The sequence below is a fragment of the Pseudomonas sp. F01002 genome, from assembly GCF_004402115.1.
In the GTDB taxonomy this organism is placed as follows: Bacteria; Pseudomonadota; Gammaproteobacteria; order Pseudomonadales; family Pseudomonadaceae; genus Aquipseudomonas; species Aquipseudomonas frigoris.
The window spans coordinates 201,960-219,480 of record NZ_SOPU01000027.1 but is presented as its reverse complement, the minus strand read 5'-3'; the positions used below and the strand labels follow the sequence as shown (position 1 = coordinate 219,480).

Annotated in this window: 15 protein-coding genes; 7 read left to right on the top strand and 8 right to left on the bottom strand. The window is 58.0% G+C overall.

Annotated features, from left to right (window positions below; translation table 11 throughout):
• Window positions 1–137 precede the first annotated feature (137 nt).
• The 5 genes from E3W21_RS23895 to E3W21_RS23875 form a co-directional block, all read right to left on the bottom strand.
• Complete coding sequence (locus E3W21_RS23895) at window positions 138–2,957, bottom strand: FAD-binding and (Fe-S)-binding domain-containing protein (RefSeq protein ID WP_134422056.1); 2,820 nt, start codon at window positions 2,955–2,957, stop codon at window positions 138–140.
• Complete coding sequence (locus E3W21_RS23890; protein WP_129438630.1) at window positions 2,954–3,625, bottom strand: lactate utilization protein C; 672 nt, start codon at window positions 3,623–3,625, stop codon at window positions 2,954–2,956. The genes E3W21_RS23895 and E3W21_RS23890 overlap by 4 nt, the downstream gene beginning before the upstream one ends.
• Window positions 3,625–5,079 (bottom strand): LutB/LldF family L-lactate oxidation iron-sulfur protein, encoded by a 1,455-nt coding sequence (locus E3W21_RS23885; protein WP_134422055.1) that lies wholly within the window; start codon window positions 5,077–5,079, stop codon window positions 3,625–3,627. The genes E3W21_RS23890 and E3W21_RS23885 overlap by 1 nt, the downstream gene beginning before the upstream one ends.
• Entirely contained in the window at window positions 5,076–5,900 is an 825-nt protein-coding gene (locus E3W21_RS23880; RefSeq protein ID WP_111450476.1) for a (Fe-S)-binding protein, read from the bottom strand. Before E3W21_RS23880 ends, E3W21_RS23885 begins: the two co-directional genes overlap by 4 nt.
• Before the next feature lie 151 nt (window positions 5,901–6,051).
• Window positions 6,052–7,746 carry a lactate permease LctP family transporter gene (locus tag E3W21_RS23875; protein WP_134422054.1) on the bottom strand — a complete coding sequence of 565 codons (1,695 nt, stop codon included), beginning with the start codon at window positions 7,744–7,746 and terminating at the stop codon, window positions 6,052–6,054.
• 262 nt (window positions 7,747–8,008) lie between these two features.
• On the opposite strand from E3W21_RS23875, the gene E3W21_RS23870 reads away from it, so the two are divergent.
• Window positions 8,009–8,776 (top strand): GntR family transcriptional regulator, encoded by a 768-nt coding sequence (locus E3W21_RS23870; protein WP_008149047.1) that lies wholly within the window; start codon window positions 8,009–8,011, stop codon window positions 8,774–8,776.
• A gap of 116 nt (window positions 8,777–8,892) precedes the next feature.
• On the opposite strand, the gene smpB is transcribed toward E3W21_RS23870, so the two are convergent.
• Entirely contained in the window at window positions 8,893–9,375 is a 483-nt protein-coding gene (gene smpB / locus E3W21_RS23865) for an SsrA-binding protein SmpB (RefSeq protein WP_008149046.1), read from the bottom strand.
• 118 nt (window positions 9,376–9,493) lie between these two features.
• On the opposite strand from smpB, the gene E3W21_RS23860 reads away from it, so the two are divergent.
• Genes E3W21_RS23860 through E3W21_RS23850 form a run of 3 tightly spaced genes read left to right on the top strand, consistent with a single transcriptional unit; the run spans window position 9,494 to window position 11,646 of the window.
• A complete protein-coding gene (locus E3W21_RS23860) occupies window positions 9,494–10,897 on the top strand; it encodes a sodium-dependent transporter (RefSeq protein WP_134422053.1) in 1,404 nt (467 codons plus the stop codon).
• A gap of 7 nt (window positions 10,898–10,904) precedes the next feature.
• Window positions 10,905–11,339, top strand: coding sequence for a type II toxin-antitoxin system RatA family toxin (locus E3W21_RS23855; RefSeq protein ID WP_129438622.1), 435 nt, complete (start codon window positions 10,905–10,907; stop codon window positions 11,337–11,339).
• Window positions 11,332–11,646 carry an RnfH family protein gene (locus E3W21_RS23850; RefSeq protein WP_129438620.1) on the top strand — a complete coding sequence of 105 codons (315 nt, stop codon included), beginning with the start codon at window positions 11,332–11,334 and terminating at the stop codon, window positions 11,644–11,646. Before E3W21_RS23855 ends, E3W21_RS23850 begins: the two co-directional genes overlap by 8 nt.
• Before the next feature lie 60 nt (window positions 11,647–11,706).
• On the opposite strand, the gene E3W21_RS23845 is transcribed toward E3W21_RS23850, so the two are convergent.
• Window positions 11,707–12,234: an outer membrane protein assembly factor BamE gene (locus tag E3W21_RS23845; RefSeq protein ID WP_033058138.1), complete on the bottom strand. Its 528-nt coding sequence runs from the start codon at window positions 12,232–12,234 to the stop codon at window positions 11,707–11,709.
• A 97-nt stretch (window positions 12,235–12,331) separates the two neighbouring features.
• Here E3W21_RS23845 and fur point away from each other — a divergent pair, with 97 nt between their 5' ends.
• Window positions 12,332–12,736, top strand: coding sequence for a ferric iron uptake transcriptional regulator (gene fur / locus E3W21_RS23840; RefSeq protein WP_003197684.1), 405 nt, complete (start codon window positions 12,332–12,334; stop codon window positions 12,734–12,736).
• Window positions 12,737–12,811: 75 nt separating this feature from the next.
• Here fur and recN read toward each other — a convergent pair whose 3' ends face one another.
• Window positions 12,812–14,485, bottom strand: coding sequence for a DNA repair protein RecN (gene recN, locus E3W21_RS23835; protein WP_033058136.1), 1,674 nt, complete (start codon window positions 14,483–14,485; stop codon window positions 12,812–12,814).
• A 241-nt stretch (window positions 14,486–14,726) separates the two neighbouring features.
• Between recN and grpE the strand changes: the two genes are divergently transcribed.
• On the top strand, window positions 14,727–15,293 hold the full coding sequence (grpE, locus tag E3W21_RS23830; RefSeq protein WP_033058135.1) for a nucleotide exchange factor GrpE: 567 nt from the start codon (window positions 14,727–14,729) through the stop codon (window positions 15,291–15,293).
• A gap of 102 nt (window positions 15,294–15,395) precedes the next feature.
• Window positions 15,396–17,312 carry a molecular chaperone DnaK gene (dnaK, locus tag E3W21_RS23825; RefSeq protein ID WP_134422052.1) on the top strand — a complete coding sequence of 639 codons (1,917 nt, stop codon included), beginning with the start codon at window positions 15,396–15,398 and terminating at the stop codon, window positions 17,310–17,312.
• The last annotated feature ends 209 nt before the right edge of the window (window positions 17,313–17,521 follow it).

Below are 17,521 nucleotides of genomic sequence, written 5' to 3'. Positions count from 1 at the left end.
CTAGAACGGATGGGCATTGGGCCACGTTTATTGGGGCTTAACAAATGGACTGTGAAGGCGTGCAAGGGTTCTATTTTTGCTTGTGATGGAGTGAAAGATTTTTCCGGGAAGCGGGTACGAAAAAGGGGCAAAAACGTCTAATGCCAGTCAATTATTTTAGCTTGGGTAACCCGATCCACCAGATAGACCAACCCGTGATAGTCAATTCCACCGTGTTGCGTCAGCCCGATCTCACAGGTGCGGCTGGTGGAAATACCCTCGCTGCACTGTTGCACCGCATCCTTCAACGTCCTTAAAGAATGAGCGTTCAACTCCGGCGTGGTGAAACCTTTGTCGCCGGCAAATCCGCAGCAGTGAATACCTTCGGGGATGACCACGTTTTTACTGCACTTGCGCGCCAGATCGATCAACGCCTGGCTCTCGCCCAAATGCTGAGTGCTACAGGTGACGTGCACTGCGATTGGCGCTTCCTGCGGCGTGAAATGCAGTCGATCCATCAAATGCGTACGAATGAAACGCACCGGGTCGTACAGGTCCAAGCGAACATCGCCCAGGTCCTGGGCCAGGCGCAAGGTGCAGGGGCTGGTGTCGCAGTAGATCGGGTCGAGCCCGCCGCGACTGGCGTGCAGCAAGGCGCCAATCAGTTCCTGGCGTTTGTGCTCGGCCTGTTCGGCGTAGCCCTTGGAGGCGAACGGTTGCCCGCAGCAGAGGTTGTCCAGGTTGTCCGGGAAGACCACTTGGTAACCGGCTTTTTCCAACAACCCACGGGTTTTGTCGTACAGCGACATCTGCTCTTTATCACCCGCCGCCGGGCCCATTGCCCGCGACACGCAGGCCGCGAGGTACACCACTCGAGGGCGTTCGTCCGACACGGTCGGGCTGAAACGAATGGCTTTTTCCGGTTGCGGCATGGCGTTGGTCCATTGCGGGACCTGACCTTTGGATAGGCGCGTCAACGTTGCCGAAAGCTTTGCCAATCGTGGCGGCCCCAGCAGCATCCGTGCGCCGTTGGCCGCGTGCAGGGTGAAACGTGCACCTTGCAGCGCGGTGGCGAAATTGCCTTCCAGCCAATTGGCGGTTTTTGTATGAGTTGCCTTCCGGCTGCGGAGCTTTTTCACCAGCTCGCCGGTGTTGATTCCTACAGGGCAACGCTGCGCACAGAGTCCCGTGGCGGCGCAGGTGTCGATGCCTTGGTATTCGTAAGCGGCTTCGAGTTCGGTGGTGTAGACGCCAGCGCGTTTCTTCGCCTGAATGTCACGCCAGATCACGATGCGCTGGCGCGGGCTCAGGGTAAGGCCTTTAGATGGGCAGACCGGTTCGCAGAAGCCGCACTCGATGCACTTATCCACAATATCATCGGCGGCCGGCAACGGCTTCAGGTGCTTGAGGTGGATCTGCGGATCCTCGCTGAGCACCACGTCCGGGTTGAGAATGCCGTTGGGGTCGAGCAGACGTTTAAGCTGCCACATCAACTGGTAGGCATCGCTGCCCCACTCCAGTTCGACAAAGGGCGCCATGTTGCGACCGGTGCCGTGTTCGGCCTTCAGCGAACCACCGAACTCCACCGCCACCAACTGCGCCACGTCGTCCATGAACGCCTGATAGCGTGCGACTTCTTCCGGGTTGTTGAAGCCTTGGGTGAAGACGAAGTGCAGATTCCCTTCCAGCGCGTGTCCGAAAAGGATCGCTTCGTCGTAGTGATGTTTGTCGAACAGCTCGATCAAGCGGTTTACGCCGATGGCCAGTTGTTCAACCGGGAAGGTCACGTCTTCGATGATCACCGTGGTGCCGGTTTTGCGCACGGCGCCGACGGCGGGGAAGGTGTCCTTGCGGATTGCCCAGAGCCGGGCGTTTTCCACCGGGTCTTCGGTGAAGTCGACTTGTTTTTCCACCGGGAAAGAAGTCAACGATGCCATGATGTGCGCCAGTTGTTCCTGTAGCAAAGTGGACGATGCGGCGCGGGATTCGATCAGCAGCGCACAGGCATTGTTCGACAACTGTTGTACGAAAGCGGGCATGCCGGGTTTGTCCTGCACCGAACGCAGACTGCGGCGGTCCAGCAGTTCGACGGCCGACACCGGTTGGCTTTTCAGCACGGTTACGGCGTTGCAGCAGGTCTCCACGTCCGGAAACACGATCAGCGCCGAGGCCTTGTTCGGGTGGTCGATCACCGTGTCGTAAGTCACCGCGCTGATGAAGCCGAGGGTGCCTTCGGAGCCCACCAGCAAGTGGCTCAAGATATCCACAGGCTCGTCGAAATCCACCAGCGCATTGAGTGACAGCCCGGTGGTATTTTTCAGACGGTATTTGTGGCGAATTCTCGCCGCCAGCTCGGCATTGGCGCGGGTTTCTCGGCCCAACGTTGCCAGGCGTTCAAGCAGCGAAGCGTGGCTCTCACGAAACGCCGCAACACTCGTCGCATCTTCGGTATCGAGACGGCTGCCGTCGGCCAGCACCAGACGAATGCCGGCCAATGTGTGATAGGTATTTTGCGCCGTGCCGCAGCACATGCCGCTGGCATTGTTGGCGACGATGCCGCCGATTTTACAGGCATTGATCGACGCCGGGTCCGGGCCGATCTTGCGTCCGAACGGCGCCAGCCATGCGTTGGCCTGTGCGCCGATCACGCCCGGTTGCAGACGGATTTGCGTGCCTTGGCCGCGGATCTCGCGACCGTTCCAGTTATCCCCCAGGACGATCAACACCGAGTCACTGATGGCCTGGCCGGACAGGCTGGTGCCGGCGGCGCGGAAGGTCACCGGGACTAGATCCCGTTGCGCCAGTTTCAGCAGCGCGACTACTTCATCTTCCGACTCGACACGAATCACCAGTTTCGGAATCAGCCGGTAGAAACTGGCGTCGGTGCCGAAGGCCAAGGTCGACAGCGGGTCGTCGAAACGTCGCTCCTGGGGAATCAGTTGCTGCGCATCTCGCAGGAAAGCCGCGGGTAGATTCATTGGTCCTCCAGGATCATGACCACGAGGTCTTTCGGACCGTGAGCGCCGTAAGCCAGGACCTGCTCGATGTCAGCGGTTTTCGACGGGCCGGACACCAGCAGGGCGTTGGTCGGCATGCCTTGGGCCCACTCGAATTCCTGCTGCACTTGATAGAAGTTGTCGCGGATTTCACTGGCCTTGAGCAGGGCGTAATGCACCGGCGGCACCAGGCTCATCAAGCGCGGTTCTTCCTGCGTTGGCCAGAGAATCAGACTACCTGTCGCGGCGATTGCACCGAGGGTGCCAGTCAGGCTGGCCGGCGTGTCGTTGAACAATTCGGCTTTCCATTCTTCAACCGGACGGTCGTAGGCTTTAAGCGTTGGCAGATCAGGATTTTTCGCCCAGTGCTGAGTGACGCGTTGCCCGTGAGGTGTAGTCGGTGCAATCAACAAACTCGGCAACTGACGGTCCCGCAATAACTGAGCGAGCAACGAAGGCCAACCTTCGCCGGACGTCAGATGGATTTCGGTGTGCACCGCTTCCATCAGTTTGCGCAGCTGCGGGATGCGTTGCTCGGCGGTGTACGTGTAGGGCGCTGTCACCAGTTCGACGTCAAATTCGTCAGGCACCGGCGTGGTGCCCGTCAGACTTTTACGCAATTTGGCGAGGATATTTTGCTTGGCGCTCATCAGCGATCTCCCTGTTTGGCCAGATGCTCGCGGGCCATGTCATGCAGTGAGCGGGCAGCGGGTTTCGGTGCGCTGTGGTTTTGCGTCCAGGGGCCGACATTACTCGGTGCCAGCGTGCGCAAGCGAGTGGCGAAGAAGCCGAACAGTCGATAAAGCGTAGGTGAGCTGTTGAGCTTCGCCCAGGCATTCCAGATAACCCGTTCTTTACGCGAGTACTTGCTGCCCTGGCCGCGCATCACTTGATGAGGGCTGTCCGGGGCTTTGACGTTCTCTTCCCGTAGGCGACGCAGCAGCGCCGGAATCGGAATTTTTACGGGACAGACTTCACCGCAGGCGCCACACAGCGACGAGGCACTCGGGTGGTCCGGGACTTTCGCCAGGCCGACCATGTGCGGGGTGATGATTTTTCCGATAGGCCCAGGGTAAACCTCCCCATAGGCGTGGCCGCCGATTCGGGTGTAGACCGGGCAATGATTCATACAGGCGCCGCAGCGGATGCAGTTCAGGGTCTGGCGCAATTCGCTGTCGGCGAAGGCCTGGCTGCGACCGTTGTCGAGCAATACAAGGTGCACTTCCTGAGGGCCGTCGAGTTCATGCTCCTTGCGCGGGCCGGAGATCATGTTGACGTAGGTGGTGATCGGCTGGCCGAGGGCTGAACGGGTCAGCAGTGACAGCAACGGCACCACATCGCGCAGGTTTTCCACGACTTTTTCGATGCCTGTGACGGCGATGTGCACCGGCGGCACGGTAGTGGTCATGCGCCCGTTGCCTTCGTTTTCCACCAGCAGCAAGGTGCCGGTTTCGGCCACTGCGAAGTTGACGCCGGAGACGCCGATGTCCGCTTCGAAGAATTTCTGCCGCAAGACCTTACGACCGATCTGAATGAGTTGGTCAACGTCCTTGGTGTATTCCACGCCAAGTTTGTCGTGGAACAAGGACGCGACCTGACCGGCATTCTTGTGGATCGCCGGCATAATAATGTGTGAAGGCTTCTCGTGGTCGAGCTGGACGATGTACTCGCCCATGTCCGATTCCAGGCATTCAATGCCCTGTTCAGCGAGGAAGTGATTCATCTCCATCTCTTCGCTGACCATCGATTTGCCCTTGATCACTTGCCGCCCCTCGTGAGCGCGGATGATCGAGAGGACGATGCCATTGGCCTCATCCACCGTTTCCGCCCAGTGCACTGTCACACCGTTGCGGGTCAGGTTCTGTTCAAGCTGTTCGAGCAGGTCGGGCAACTTGGATAAAGCACGGGCGCGGACAGCATTGCCCAGCACTCGCAAATGTTCTCTTTCGTGGGCATCGCTGAAAGACGCTGCCCGTTTTGTCATTAGCGAATCCATCGCCGTGCGAAAGTTATTTCGCAGTTGCTTGTCACCCAACGCCTTGTGAGCACGGGTGCGGAAATCTTCTTCTACGGCAACCGTAGGAATAATCGCGGAAGCGTTCATAGAACACCTCCCGTTCGCTGCCAAAGGAAGCTGGCCAGATGTTGGCCGCGCAATGCTTCCTTCTGTTTCTCCAGCGAGCCGTTGATGTTCATCAGGCAACCGCAGTCGGCACTCAGTACCTTGTGCGCGCCAGATTCCTTCAACGAGCGGGTCTTGTCAGCCACCATCGCGCCGGAAATGTCTGGCATACGGACGCTGAAAGTCCCACCGAAGCCACAGCATTCACTTTCATGGCTGTGGTCGACTCGCTCCACGTTACGGAGCTGCGCCAACAATTCGCGGCCATGCAAGTGGGTGTTCATCTCACGGCGTGCCGAGCACGACGTGTGCAGCGCTACTTTGACTGGCTCGCCACTGTCCTTGAGCTGCACCTTGCAGACAAACAACAGAAACTCGGCCAGTTCATAAGTCCGGGCCGCCAGCGCCTGAACCTGTTTCAGCGTGTCCGGCTCGTCCTTGAACAAGTCGGCGTAGTGTTCGCGCAACATCCCGGCACACGATCCCGAAGGCACCACCACCGGATAGTCCCCGGCAAACAGCGCCAGTTGCGAGCGTGCCACGGTCCTCGCCTGCTCGGTGTAACCCGAGGTGTAGGCCGGTTGCCCGCAGCAGCTTTGCCCCTGCGGATACTCGACACGAATGCCTTCGCGTTCCAGCAAGTGAATCGCGTCCATCCCGGCTTCAGGGTAGAACAAATCCACCACGCAGGTTCCGAACAGATAGACCCGAGACGGTTTCTCGCTGGGGTATTGCCGAGGCTCGGGCAGTGGCGGGGCGACGCGGGTCGCATTTGGAACAGCGTTGTAAAAAAGCTCGCTCATCAGGCGTGTCTCCGGGTGGTCCCGGTTATCCGTCTGTGGTGGCTGCTGAATATAGAGAGGCAAGCTTTCAGCAGCCTTACAGACCGGGTTGTGAATAGCTGACGCCGGAATCGTGGTCCGGCGTCGGTTTTTGCTTTTTATCGTGTAGTACTTAGTGCACCAGCATGCCGGTGAACCAGTAGGCCTGAGCCAGCGTGATCAGGCCGACGATCGTTGCAAAGAACAGGCTGTGCTTGAGGGTGAAACGGAACAGATCCGATTCCTTGCCCACCAGACCGGTCGCGGCGCAGGCGACGGCGATCGATTGTGGCGAGATCATCTTGCCGGTCACGCCGCCGCTGGTGTTCGCCGCAACCAGCAACACGTCGTTCACACCGATCTGGTGCGCAGTGGTCGCTTGCAGCGAACTGAACAGTGCGTTGGACGAGGTATCGGAACCGGTCAGGAACACACCCAGCCAGCCGAGGAACGGCGAGAAGAACGGGAATGCTGCACCGGTGCCTGCCAGAACCAGCGCCATGGTCGAGGACATGCCCGAGTAGTTAGTGACGAAGGCAAAGGCGAGCACCATGCCGATGGACAGAATCGGCCAGCGCAGCTCGTAGAAGGTCTCTTTCAAAGTGGTCAGACCAATTTTGACATTGATCCTCAGTACCAGCATCGAGATCAGCGCGGAGAAGAATATCGCCGTGCCGGTCGCGGAAATCGGGTCGAGTTTGAACACCGCTGGAATGGCGGTCGGGGCGGCCACGATCGGTGCGACCTTGATCACCATTTGGTCCAGGTGCGGGATCGCGAAGTTGAACACCCAGCTGTACATCGAACCGCCAGCGGCAAACATTGCCTTGAACGGTTTCAGGGTCCAGATGGTGACCAGCACGGTGAGGATCAGGAACGGTGACCAGGCTTTGAGAATTTCACCGAGGCTGTAGGGCGAAGCCACGGTGCTGCGCGGCTGACCGAAACCGCCGGCGCTGGCGCTCACCACGGAAGCCGAGACGGCACCGACGATGTGTTGGCCTGCGGCACGCTTTGGCTGCCAGACTTTCAGGAACAGCGTCAGGGAAATCAGGCTGGCCAGGGCCGAGGTGATGTCCGGCAGTTCCGGGCCGATGAAGTTCGACGTGAAGTATTGGGTGACGGCAAAGCTCAAACCGGCCACCAGTGCTGCCGGCCAGGTTTCGCGAACGCCGCGCAGGCCATCCATCATGAACACCAGCCAGAACGGCACGAACAGCGACAGCAGCGGCAGTTGGCGGCCCGTCATGGCGCCGATCTTGAACGCGTCGATACCGGTAACCTGCCCGGCGACAATGATCGGAATCCCCAAGGCACCGAAAGCAACCGGTGCGGTGTTGGCGATCAGGCACAGGCCCGCGGCGTACAACGGGTTGAAGCCCAGTCCTACAAGCAGGGCGGCAGTAATCGCGACCGGCGCACCGAAACCGGCGGCACCTTCCAGGAAGGCACCGAAGCAGAAGCCGATCAGCAGCACCTGCAGGCGCTGGTCGTCGGTAATCGACAGAACCGAGCTGCGGATCACTTCGAACTGACCACTCTTTACCGTCAGTTTGTAGAGGAATACCGCCGCCACGATGATCCAGGCAATCGGCCATAGACCGTAGGCGAAACCATAGCCGGCGGCGGCGAAGGCCATGTCGACGGGCATCTGGAAGGCGAAGATCGCCACGGCAATGGACAAGGCCAGCGTGATGCTGCCGGCCACGTGTCCTTTGAGTCGGAACACGGCCAATGCCAGGAAGAAAAACACAATGGGGATAACGGCCGCGAGCGCGGATACGCCGAGACTGCCGAGCGGAGAATAGAGCTGTTGCCAGGTTTGCATATGGGGTGGCCCCTAATTGTTGTTGGTCAGGCACTGGTCAGCGTTCTTGGATAATTGGTAATACCAATTTACAATCGCTGTTGGCTAGGGTAAAAGCCTTGTAGGCGGCGTGTCAATTTGCCGCCCTAAAACTTTTGTCGAATACGCGCTGCAGAAGTCATCTGGTCCGCTCGACAAAATGCCGTCTGGCAGGTGCTGACACAGCCCTGATAGGCCAGAATAGAGACCCCGGCGAGCCGTCGGGATCGTGGAGAAATGAGTTATGGGGTTTGATCAGATTCGTCAGCGCCGTTTGTCTGACGATATTGTCGAGCAGCTCGAGGGGATGATTCTCGAGGGCACGCTGAAGGCGGGTGAGCGCTTGCCGGCCGAACGTGCGTTGGCCGAGCAGTTCGGCGTGTCACGCCCTTCGTTGCGCGAAGCGATTCAGAAACTGGCGGCCAAGGGCTTGCTGGTCAGTCGCCAGGGTGGTGGCAATTATGTGGTGGAGTCGCTGGGGTCAACCTTCAGCGATCCGCTGCTGCATCTGCTGGAAAGCAACCCTGAAGCGCAGCGCGATCTGCTGGAATTTCGTCACACCCTGGAAGCCTCCTGCGCCTATTACGCAGCCATGCGTGCTACGGATGTTGATCGCGAGCGATTGACCGCGGCCTTCAATGAATTGCAAGACTGCTATACGCGTCACGACGAGGTAAGTCGGGCGGAAGAGGGGGCGGCGGATGCGAAATTCCACCTGGCAATTGCTGAAGCCAGTCATAACGCGGTGTTGCTGCACACCATTCGTGGGTTGTTCGATCTGCTCAAGCGTAACGTGGTGACCAACATCGGCGGTATGTACAAGCAGCGTACGGAAACCCGCGACATGCTGATCACACAGCACCGGGAGTTGTACCTGGCGATTATTGAAGGAAGGGCAGAGCAGGCGCGGGAAGTCTCCAGCCGACATATCTTGTATGTGCAGGAAGTGCTGGAAGAAGTGCGTCAGGAAGTGCAGCGCATGGCTCGGGCGGAGCGGCGCAAGGGGATGTGATTATTTAAAGCAAAAGATCGCAGCCTGCGGCAGCTCCTACATGGATACGCGATCTATGTAGGAGCTGCCGCAGGCTGCGATCTTTTCGCTAGCGCCACAACACTCAGGCCGAAAGATTAGTCTTCCTTACCCTTGTTGCGCACCGCACGCTGCAACTCGCGGCCGGCGTCGCGTTCGCGTTCGGTATCACGCTTGTCGTATTCCTTCTTGCCCTTGCCCAGAGCGATCTCGCACTTGACCATGTGCTTGCTCCAGTACCAGGACAGGCACACGCAGGCGTAACCTTTTTGCTGCACGGCCGTGGCCAGCTTTTCCAGCTCTCGCCGGTTGAGCAGCAATTTTCGGGTGCGGGTCGGATCAGCGATGACGTGGGTGCTGGCGGTCATCAGCGGCGTAATGTGGCTGCCGAGCAGCCAGGCTTCGCCATCCTTGAGCAGTACGTAACTGTCAACCAGTTGCAGCTTGCTTGCCCGCAGACTTTTTACTTCCCAGCCGGCCAGGACCAGACCAGCCTCGAACTTGTGCTCGATGAAGTAATCGTGTCGCGCCTTTTTGTTTTGCGCGATGGTCCCTGTTGGGTGTTTCTTCTGTTTAGCCATAGGGGCGGCATTATAGGGAGTTGCACGCGAGTCGGCTACGGTATCGCTACGTGCTTGAGCAGGTTGATTGAATCCCGGACAATGCGGCCTCTTTTTTGAACGCTTGGGCGTGATAACGATGTCGACAGACAAGGTTTCTGTCCACGGCAGTTGGGCTAGCCGCTGGGTCTTCATACTCGCCGCGACCGGTTCGGCCGTGGGCCTGGGTAGTATCTGGAAATTCCCGTACATGGTCGGCGTCTACGGCGGCGGCGCCTTCGTGCTGATGTTCCTGGCCTGTATCGCGCTGATCGGTGTGCCTGTCATGCTGGCCGAAACCCTGATCGGTCGCCGTGCACGGCAGAGCCCGGCCAACGCCCTGAAGGTATTGGCGCTGGAAGCCGGGCATTCGACGAAGTGGTCCTGGGGCGCATTTGCCGGGATGATCACGGCGTTGCTGATCCTGTCTTTCTATAGTGTGGTCGGCGGCTGGTCGCTGGATTACATCATCGACATGGGCCGTGGCGACTTCCAGGGGGTGACGGCTGACCAGGTCGGCGCCTACTTTGGCAATGTGATCGCCGATCCATGGCGCCTGACACTTTGGCACACAATATTTATGCTGCTGTCGGCGGTGGTGATTGCCAAAGGGGTGGTCGCCGGCCTGGAACGCAGCCTGCGGATCATGATGCCGCTACTGTTCGTGATGGTGATTGTTCTGCTGGGCTACAGCATGACCACCGGCCATTTCATGGAAGGCGTGCATTTCATGTTCGACTTCCACCCGGAAAAAGTACTCGACGGTTTGCTACCTGCCATGGGGCACGCGTTTTTTTCCCTGAGCGTGGGCGTCGGCTCGATCATGATTTACGGCGCCTACATGCCGAAGAACTCATCGATTTCCGGCACCATCGTCGGCGTGGCACTGCTCGATACCTTCGTTTCCCTGGTGGCTGGTCTGGCATTGTTTCCGATCGTGTTTGCCGCGGGCCTGAACCCAAGCGAAGGCCCTGGCCTGATGTTCGTCAGCTTGCCCTTTGCCTTTGGTAACGTAGCGTTCGGCCAGGTGATGGGCGTAGTGTTCTTCGTGCTGGTAGCGATTGCAGCCTGGAGTTCCGCAATTTCCCTGCTTGAGCCGATGGTGGCTTACCTGGTTGAGCGCACGAAAGTCAGCCGCGCCTGGGTCACCTTCTGGCTGGCATTCATCTGCTGGTTCGTCGGTCTGGGCACGGTGTTTTCCTTCAATATCTGGAAGGAAGCCAAATTTTTCGTGAACGAAGGCGGGATGTTCCACCTCTATCAATGGGGTGCGGCCGGTGGCCTGGACTTCTTTGGTGTGATCGATTTCTTCACCTCGCGGATCATGTTGCCACTCGGTGGTTTGTGTTTCGTGGTGTTTGCAGGATGGGTGATGGGGCGTGAAGCGGTACGCGACGAGTTGTCGATCCGCAACCCTGCGATGTTCGCCCTGTCCTTGTTCTTGATGCGCTATGTGGCGCCCATCGGCATTCTCGTAGTGTTTGCCGCCCAGCTGTGGAAGTGACGCTGACATGACGACACACATTCAACGTTCGGCCCTGCTGCCGTATCCGGCACAAGCGCTGTATGACCTGGTCAACGACGTGGCGCGTTACCCGGAATTTCTGCCGTGGTGCTCATCGGCCGAAGTCCTGGAGAGTTCTCCTGAGCATATGCGCGCTAGCGTCGGCGTGGCCAAGGGCGGTCTCAGCCAGCATTTCGTAACGCGCAACACGCTGGTGCCTGGGCATTCGATCGAGATGAACCTCGAGGAAGGCCCGTTCAATCAATTGCATGGCGTCTGGGTGTTCAAGCCGTTGGGCGAGAAAGCCTGCAAGATCAGCCTGGACCTGTCATTCGATTACGCCGGTTCGATTGTCCGCGCGACCTTGGGGCCGTTGTTCAATCAGGCGGCCAATACGCTGGTGGATGCCTTCTGCCAGCGCGCGAAGCAGATGCATGGTTGAGGTCGTGATCGATGTTGAGGTGGTGTATGCCGCCATTGATCGTCAGGTGCTTCTCTCGGTGACGGTTCCAGCAGGAACGACAGTGCGGGCGGCTTTGCTGAAGTCAGGCATCGGCGAGGCGTTTTCGGAGCTGGCTCTGGCCAGTTGCCCGGTGGGGATCTTCGGTAAAGTGATCGCTGATCCGGACAAGCATCCTGTCCAGGCTGGAGATCGCATCGAGATATACCGACCATTGCTGGCTGATCCGAAAGAAGTTCGTCGGTTGCGCGCAGCCAAGGCTGCTGAGGCCAAAAACCGGAATCAGTGAATCACTAAACGCCAGACAATAAAAAACCCGGACATGCCGGGTTTTTTATTGCGTCGCAAATTATTGCGGCGAGGTTTCCAGAGGTTCTGGAGTCGGGACTGGAACGGTTTCTACACCGTCGACATCCTTCTGGATCTGGTCCAGCAGCGAACCTGGCTTGACCGGTTTTTCTGGTTTCGGCTTCTCGGCGTTTTCTGTTGGCGCAGCAACTGTAGTGCCGCTGTCCTTGCCGAGAATGGCTTCGTCGCGGCTCACGCCTGGCATGAAATCACCAGAGAGGCTGACAAGCTGGTCATTTGGGTTGAAGATAACGCTAATGCGTTCCTGTTGGCGTTCACCGCCACCCGGTTGCAGGCTGTACAGATAATCCCAGCGATCGGCATGGAACGTGTCGGTCAACAGAGGGTTGCCCATGATAAACCGTACTTGCTTGCGGGTCATTCCCGGGCGTAACTGGTCTATCATGTCCTGCGTGACGACATTGCCCTGCTGGATGTCGATTTTGTAAACCCCGGGGAATGAACAACCGGCGAGTGCGAGCAGTCCCACAAAGGTGAAACTGGTTAGCAAGAGCTTGGTGTTTTGCATCGGTGGGCGACTTCCACTATCTTGGCTGGGACAACGTAAACGCCGATCATACCCGCATTAAGAGAAGCTGCGAAGCAGCATCGCGAGAAAGCTGACCATGGTTGAAAATAGCGAACTACGCAAAGCCGGCCTCAAAGTGACCCTTCCACGGGTCAAAATTCTGCAAATGCTCGATTCCGCCGAGCAACGCCACATGAGTGCCGAGGACGTCTACAAGGCGCTGATGGAGGCTGGTGAGGACGTCGGTCTGGCCACGGTTTACCGTGTCCTGACCCAGTTCGAGGCAGCTGGCCTTGTGGTGCGGCACAACTTCGACGGGGGCCATGCGGTCTTCGAGCTGGACGACGGCAAGCATCACGACCATATGGTCAACGTCGAGACCAGTGAAGTGATCGAATTCTTCGACGAAGAAATCGAGCGACTGCAGAAGGCAATCGTCGACAAGTATGGCTTCGAGATGGTTGATCACAACCTTGTACTGTACGTACGCAAGAAAAAGTAAGCATGTCGCGCGAACTTAAGGTTCGCGAAACGAGCGAAGGCGACCCCAGGGTCGCCTTCGTGCTTTCTGCAGGTCTTAAATTTTCGCGGTGACGACCATTTTCCTGGCATGAGCCAGGGATTCCTTTGTAAGGTCGATGCCTCCCAGCATCCGCGCCACTTCTTCGACACGATCGTTCTTGCTCAGCTTGGAGACGGCTGTGTGAGTGGCATCTTCGCCGCGCACTTTGTGTACGAATAGATGTTGATGACCTTGCGCTGCTACTTGCGGCAAGTGAGTTACCGTCAATACCTGCCCGCGCTCCCCAAGTCGACGCAGCAATTGGCCCACGATTTCGGCGGTCGGGCCGCCGATGCCCACGTCCACTTCGTCGAATACCAGAGTCGGTACGCGGGAGGTCTGCGCGGTGATCACTTGAATCGCCAGGCTGATCCGTGACAATTCGCCGCCGGATGCTACTTTTGCCAGCGCTTTCAAAGGTTGGCCCGGGTTAGCACTTACCAGCAGCTCTACCTGCTCAAGGCCATTGGGTAGCAGTTCATCGCTACTGTTGGGGCGCAGCTCGATGGTGAAACGACCGCCGGGCATGCCCAGTCGCTGGATTTCCTGCTCCACGGCGCTGGCCAGGCTGTTCGAGGCCTGATGGCGCAAATCGCTGAGCTCGCGAGCCTTTTCCTGATAATGACGGGCATAGGAGGCCAGTTCATCGCTCAGTCGCTCGATGGATTCGTCGTTGGCATTCAGGGTTTCGATTTCATCCAGCAAGCGCTGCTGCATCTCGGCCACTTCGGTCGGCTGGATGCGGTGTTTGCGCGCCATGGTATAGATCGCATCAAGGCGTTCCTCCAGGTACTGAAGGCGCGCTGGATCGGCATCGAAGTTATCGAGGAAGCGGTTCAGTTCTCCCACGGCTTCTTCGACCTGGATCTGCGCGCTGGTCAGCAGGCTACTGGCTTCACCCAGGGCCCCAATCGAATTGTTGACGCTCGAAAGGCGATTGAGGCTGGCGGTGAGGGCGTTCAGAACATTCCCGGAATCACTTTCACTGCATTGTTCGACCACTTGCCGGCAAATGCCCAGCAGGGTTTCGGCGTTGGTCAGGTTCTTGTGTTCTTGTTCCAGCTGCTCCAGCTCGTTTTCGCCGAGGCCGAGGTTTTCCAGCTCTTCGAGTTGATAACTGAGCAATTGATGGCGAGCGCGCTGCTCATCTCCGGAATTGGAAAGGCGTTCCAGCTCCTGGCGGGTCTGGCGCCAGCGCTGGGCGGCCAGGTGTACCTGGCGGGCAAGGTCCGTTGCACCGGCGTACTCGTCGAGCAGGCGGCGGTGCGTGTCGGTCTTGAGCAGGGATTGATGTTCATGCTGGCTGTGGATATCGATCAGCAGTTCACCCAGGGCTTTGAGGTCGCCGAGGGGGCAGGGCGTGCCGTTGATATAGCCACGCGAGCGCCCTTCGGCGGTGATCACCCGGCGCAGGATGCACGGGCCATCGCTCTCCAGGTCGCGCTCGGCCAGCCAAGCGCTGGCTTCTGGAATATCGACCAGGTCGAAGGTTGCCAGGATATCGGCCTTGTCGGCACCGGGACGGACCACGCCGCTGTCGGCGCGATCGCCCAGGGTCAGGCCGAGGGCGTCGAGCATGATCGACTTGCCGGCGCCGGTTTCCCCAGTGATCACGCTCATCCCGCGATCGAGTTCGAGATCGAGATGTTCAACGATGGCGTAGTTATGTACGGACAGGTGCACCAGCATAAAGGCCGCTCCCAGGCTTTAGGTCTGGTTATTTATACAGTGTTTTGTTTCTGGCTGACAATGCCCTCCCTTAGCTCGATTTGCTTGATCCGACGAAATCCTTAGTGCGCCCGGGAATGACAATGCAGCTGTTTTTTGTAGGGTTAATAAATAAGCACCCCTTGAAGCTGAATTTTGCGGCCCCATATAGCTGGGCAGAAGCGCGAGTTGAGCTCGCGGACGATATTGAAAGGAGAAATCTATGGCTGACGAACAGACAGTGGATACGCAAAATCTAGACGCCGATCAGGCTGCCCAGGACTCGGGTGATGAACTGGCGGCTCGTGTTCAAGTGCTCGAAGAGCAATTGGCTGGCGCTCATGATCAGGCTTTGCGTGTAGCAGCTGATCTGCAGAACGTCCGCCGTCGCGCCGAGCAGGATGTAGAAAAGGCTCATAAGTTCGCACTGGAAAAATTCGCCGGTGACTTGTTGCCGATCATCGACAGCCTGGAGCGTGGTCTGGAGTTGTCCAGCCCGGACGACGAAAGCATTCGTCCAATGCGCGAAGGCATCGAGCTGACCCTGAAAATGTTCCAGGACACCCTGAAACGTTATCAACTGGAAGCGATCGATCCGCATGGCGAACCGTTCAACGCCGTTCAGCATCAGGCAATGGCCATGCAGGAAAGCGCCGACGTCGAGCCGAACAGCGTGCTCAAGGTGTTCCAGAAGGGCTATCAGCTCAACGGTCGCCTGCTGCGCCCGGCCATGGTCGTGGTCAGCAAGGCCCCGGCACCGGTTTCGCCTTCGATTGACGAGCAGGCTTGAAATTAGCCGCAAGGCCCCCATTTAGAAGTCAAGCGTTTAAGTGCTACCGCAGTTAGCCACCACTGCTGCGGCAACCAAATCCAAAGTTTCGGGAGAGTGAACATGGGCAAAATTATCGGTATCGACCTGGGGACTACCAACTCCTGCGTCTCCGTGCTTGAAAACGGCGTAGCCAAAGTTATTGAAAACGCTGAAGGCACGCGTACCACGCCGTCGATCATCGCTTACGCCAACGATGGTGAAATCCTCGTTGGTCAATCGGCCAAGCGTCAGGCTGTGACCAATCCGCACAACACCCTGTATGCGGTGAAGCGTCTGATCGGTCGTAAGTTCGACGAAGAAGTCGTACAGAAAGACATCAAGATGGTTCCGTACAAAATCGCCAAGGCTGATAACGGCGATGCGTGGGTTGAAGTGAACGGCCAGAAAATGTCGCCGCCACAAATCTCGGCTGAAATTCTGAAGAAAATGAAGAAGACCGCCGAAGACTATCTCGGCGAGCCTGTGACCGAAGCAGTGATCACCGTTCCGGCCTACTTCAACGACAGCCAGCGTCAAGCCACCAAAGACGCCGGCCGTATTGCGGGTCTGGACGTAAAACGTATCATCAACGAACCAACCGCAGCCGCTCTGGCTTACGGTATGGACAAGGCGAAGGGCGATCACACCGTGATCGTTTACGACTTGGGCGGCGGTACTTTCGACGTTTCCGTAATCGAAATCGCTGAAGTCGATGGCGAGCACCAGTTCGAAGTATTGGCCACCAACGGTGACACGTTCCTGGGCGGTGAAGACTTTGACATTCGTCTGATCGACTACCTCGTTGACGAATTCAAGAAAGAAAGCGGCATGAACCTTAAGGGCGACCCGCTGGCCATGCAGCGCCTGAAAGAAGCCGCTGAAAAAGCCAAGATCGAACTGTCTTCGAGCAATTCGACCGACGTGAACCTGCCGTACATCACTGCAGACGCCACCGGTCCTAAGCACTTGAACGTGAAAATCTCCCGCGCCAAGCTCGAAGCGCTGGTAGAAGACCTGGTTCAACGCACCATCGAACCTTGCCGCATCGCTCTGAAAGACTCCGGTATCGACATTGGCGCTATCAATGACGTGATCCTGGTCGGCGGTCAGACCCGTATGCCACTGGTTCAGAAGCTGGTGACCGAATTCTTCGGTAAAGAAGCACGTAAAGACGTGAACCCGGACGAAGCCGTTGCCATGGGTGCTGCTATCCAGGGCGCAGTATTGGCCGGTGACGTGAAAGACGTTCTGCTGCTGGACGTTAGCCCGCTGACCCTGGGTATCGAAACCATGGGTGGCGTGATGACCGCGCTGATCGAGAAAAACACCACGATTCCTACCAAGAAATCGCAAGTGTTCTCGACTGCCGACGACAACCAGGGCGCAGTGACCATTCACGTGCTGCAAGGTGAGCGTAAGCAAGCCGCTCAGAACAAGTCTTTGGGCAAGTTCGACCTGGCCGAAATTCCACCAGCACCACGTGGCGTGCCACAAATTGAAGTGACCTTCGACATCGACGCCAACGGCATTCTGCACGTAGGCGCCAAAGACAAGGCTACCGGCAAGACTCAGTCGATCGTGATCAAGGCCAACTCCGGTCTGTCCGAGGAAGAGATTCAGCAGATGATTCGCGATGCTGAAGCCAACGTCGACGCAGATCGCCAGTTCGAAGAGCTGGCAGCCGCTCGCAACCAGGGCGATGCGCTGGTTCACTCGACTCGCAAAATGGTCGCAGACGCTGGCGATAAAGTGACTGCTGAAGAGAAGACTGCAATCGAAGCTGCTGTTGTTGCCCTGGAAGCCGCTGTCAAAGGCGACGACAAGGCCGCGATCGAAGCCAAGGTTGAAGAGCTGTCGAAAGTCTCCGCGCCAGTGGCTCAGAAAATGTACGCCGAGCAGGCTCAGCCAGCTGAAGGCGCTGCACCGCACGACGAAAAGGCTGAAAAGGCTGACGACGTTGTCGACGCTGAGTTCGAAGAAGTCAAAGACCACAAGTAAGTTGTTGGTCGGCCGGTTGACTGCCTTTAGGCAGTGACTGGTAGGATGTCGCCGCGCGGGGGCTTGCTCCCGCGTTGGCGTGTCTGGAGTTAGCGAATTTTTACAGCATGCGACAAAGGCGGAGTGAGTGGCTTGTTCGTTAGAGCAAGTTCGGATTCCTGAACGCCATAGCCAAGGCGCTGCGACGACTCATAGCTCGCTATGGGGAG

Bases quoted from the DNA above. Each gene is read 5' to 3' on its own strand.
- E3W21_RS23895 (WP_134422056.1), bottom strand. From the start codon at position 2,957: ATGAATCTACCCGCGGCTTTCCTGCGAGATGCGCAGCAACTGATTCCC.
- E3W21_RS23890 (WP_129438630.1), bottom strand. From the start codon at position 3,625: ATGAGCGCCAAGCAAAATATCCTCGCCAAATTGCGTAAAAGTCTGACG.
- E3W21_RS23885 (WP_134422055.1), bottom strand. From the start codon at position 5,079: ATGAACGCTTCCGCGATTATTCCTACGGTTGCCGTAGAAGAAGATTTC.
- E3W21_RS23880 (WP_111450476.1), bottom strand. From the start codon at position 5,900: ATGAGCGAGCTTTTTTACAACGCTGTTCCAAATGCGACCCGCGTCGCC.
- E3W21_RS23875 (WP_134422054.1), bottom strand. From the start codon at position 7,746: ATGCAAACCTGGCAACAGCTCTATTCTCCGCTCGGCAGTCTCGGCGTA.
- E3W21_RS23870 (WP_008149047.1), top strand. From the start codon at position 8,009: ATGGGGTTTGATCAGATTCGTCAGCGCCGTTTGTCTGACGATATTGTC.
- smpB (WP_008149046.1), bottom strand. From the start codon at position 9,375: ATGGCTAAACAGAAGAAACACCCAACAGGGACCATCGCGCAAAACAAA.
- E3W21_RS23860 (WP_134422053.1), top strand. From the start codon at position 9,494: ATGTCGACAGACAAGGTTTCTGTCCACGGCAGTTGGGCTAGCCGCTGG.
- E3W21_RS23855 (WP_129438622.1), top strand. From the start codon at position 10,905: ATGACGACACACATTCAACGTTCGGCCCTGCTGCCGTATCCGGCACAA.
- E3W21_RS23850 (WP_129438620.1), top strand. From the start codon at position 11,332: ATGGTTGAGGTCGTGATCGATGTTGAGGTGGTGTATGCCGCCATTGAT.
- E3W21_RS23845 (WP_033058138.1), bottom strand. From the start codon at position 12,234: ATGCAAAACACCAAGCTCTTGCTAACCAGTTTCACCTTTGTGGGACTG.
- fur (WP_003197684.1), top strand. From the start codon at position 12,332: ATGGTTGAAAATAGCGAACTACGCAAAGCCGGCCTCAAAGTGACCCTT.
- recN (WP_033058136.1), bottom strand. From the start codon at position 14,485: ATGCTGGTGCACCTGTCCGTACATAACTACGCCATCGTTGAACATCTC.
- grpE (WP_033058135.1), top strand. From the start codon at position 14,727: ATGGCTGACGAACAGACAGTGGATACGCAAAATCTAGACGCCGATCAG.
- dnaK (WP_134422052.1), top strand. From the start codon at position 15,396: ATGGGCAAAATTATCGGTATCGACCTGGGGACTACCAACTCCTGCGTC.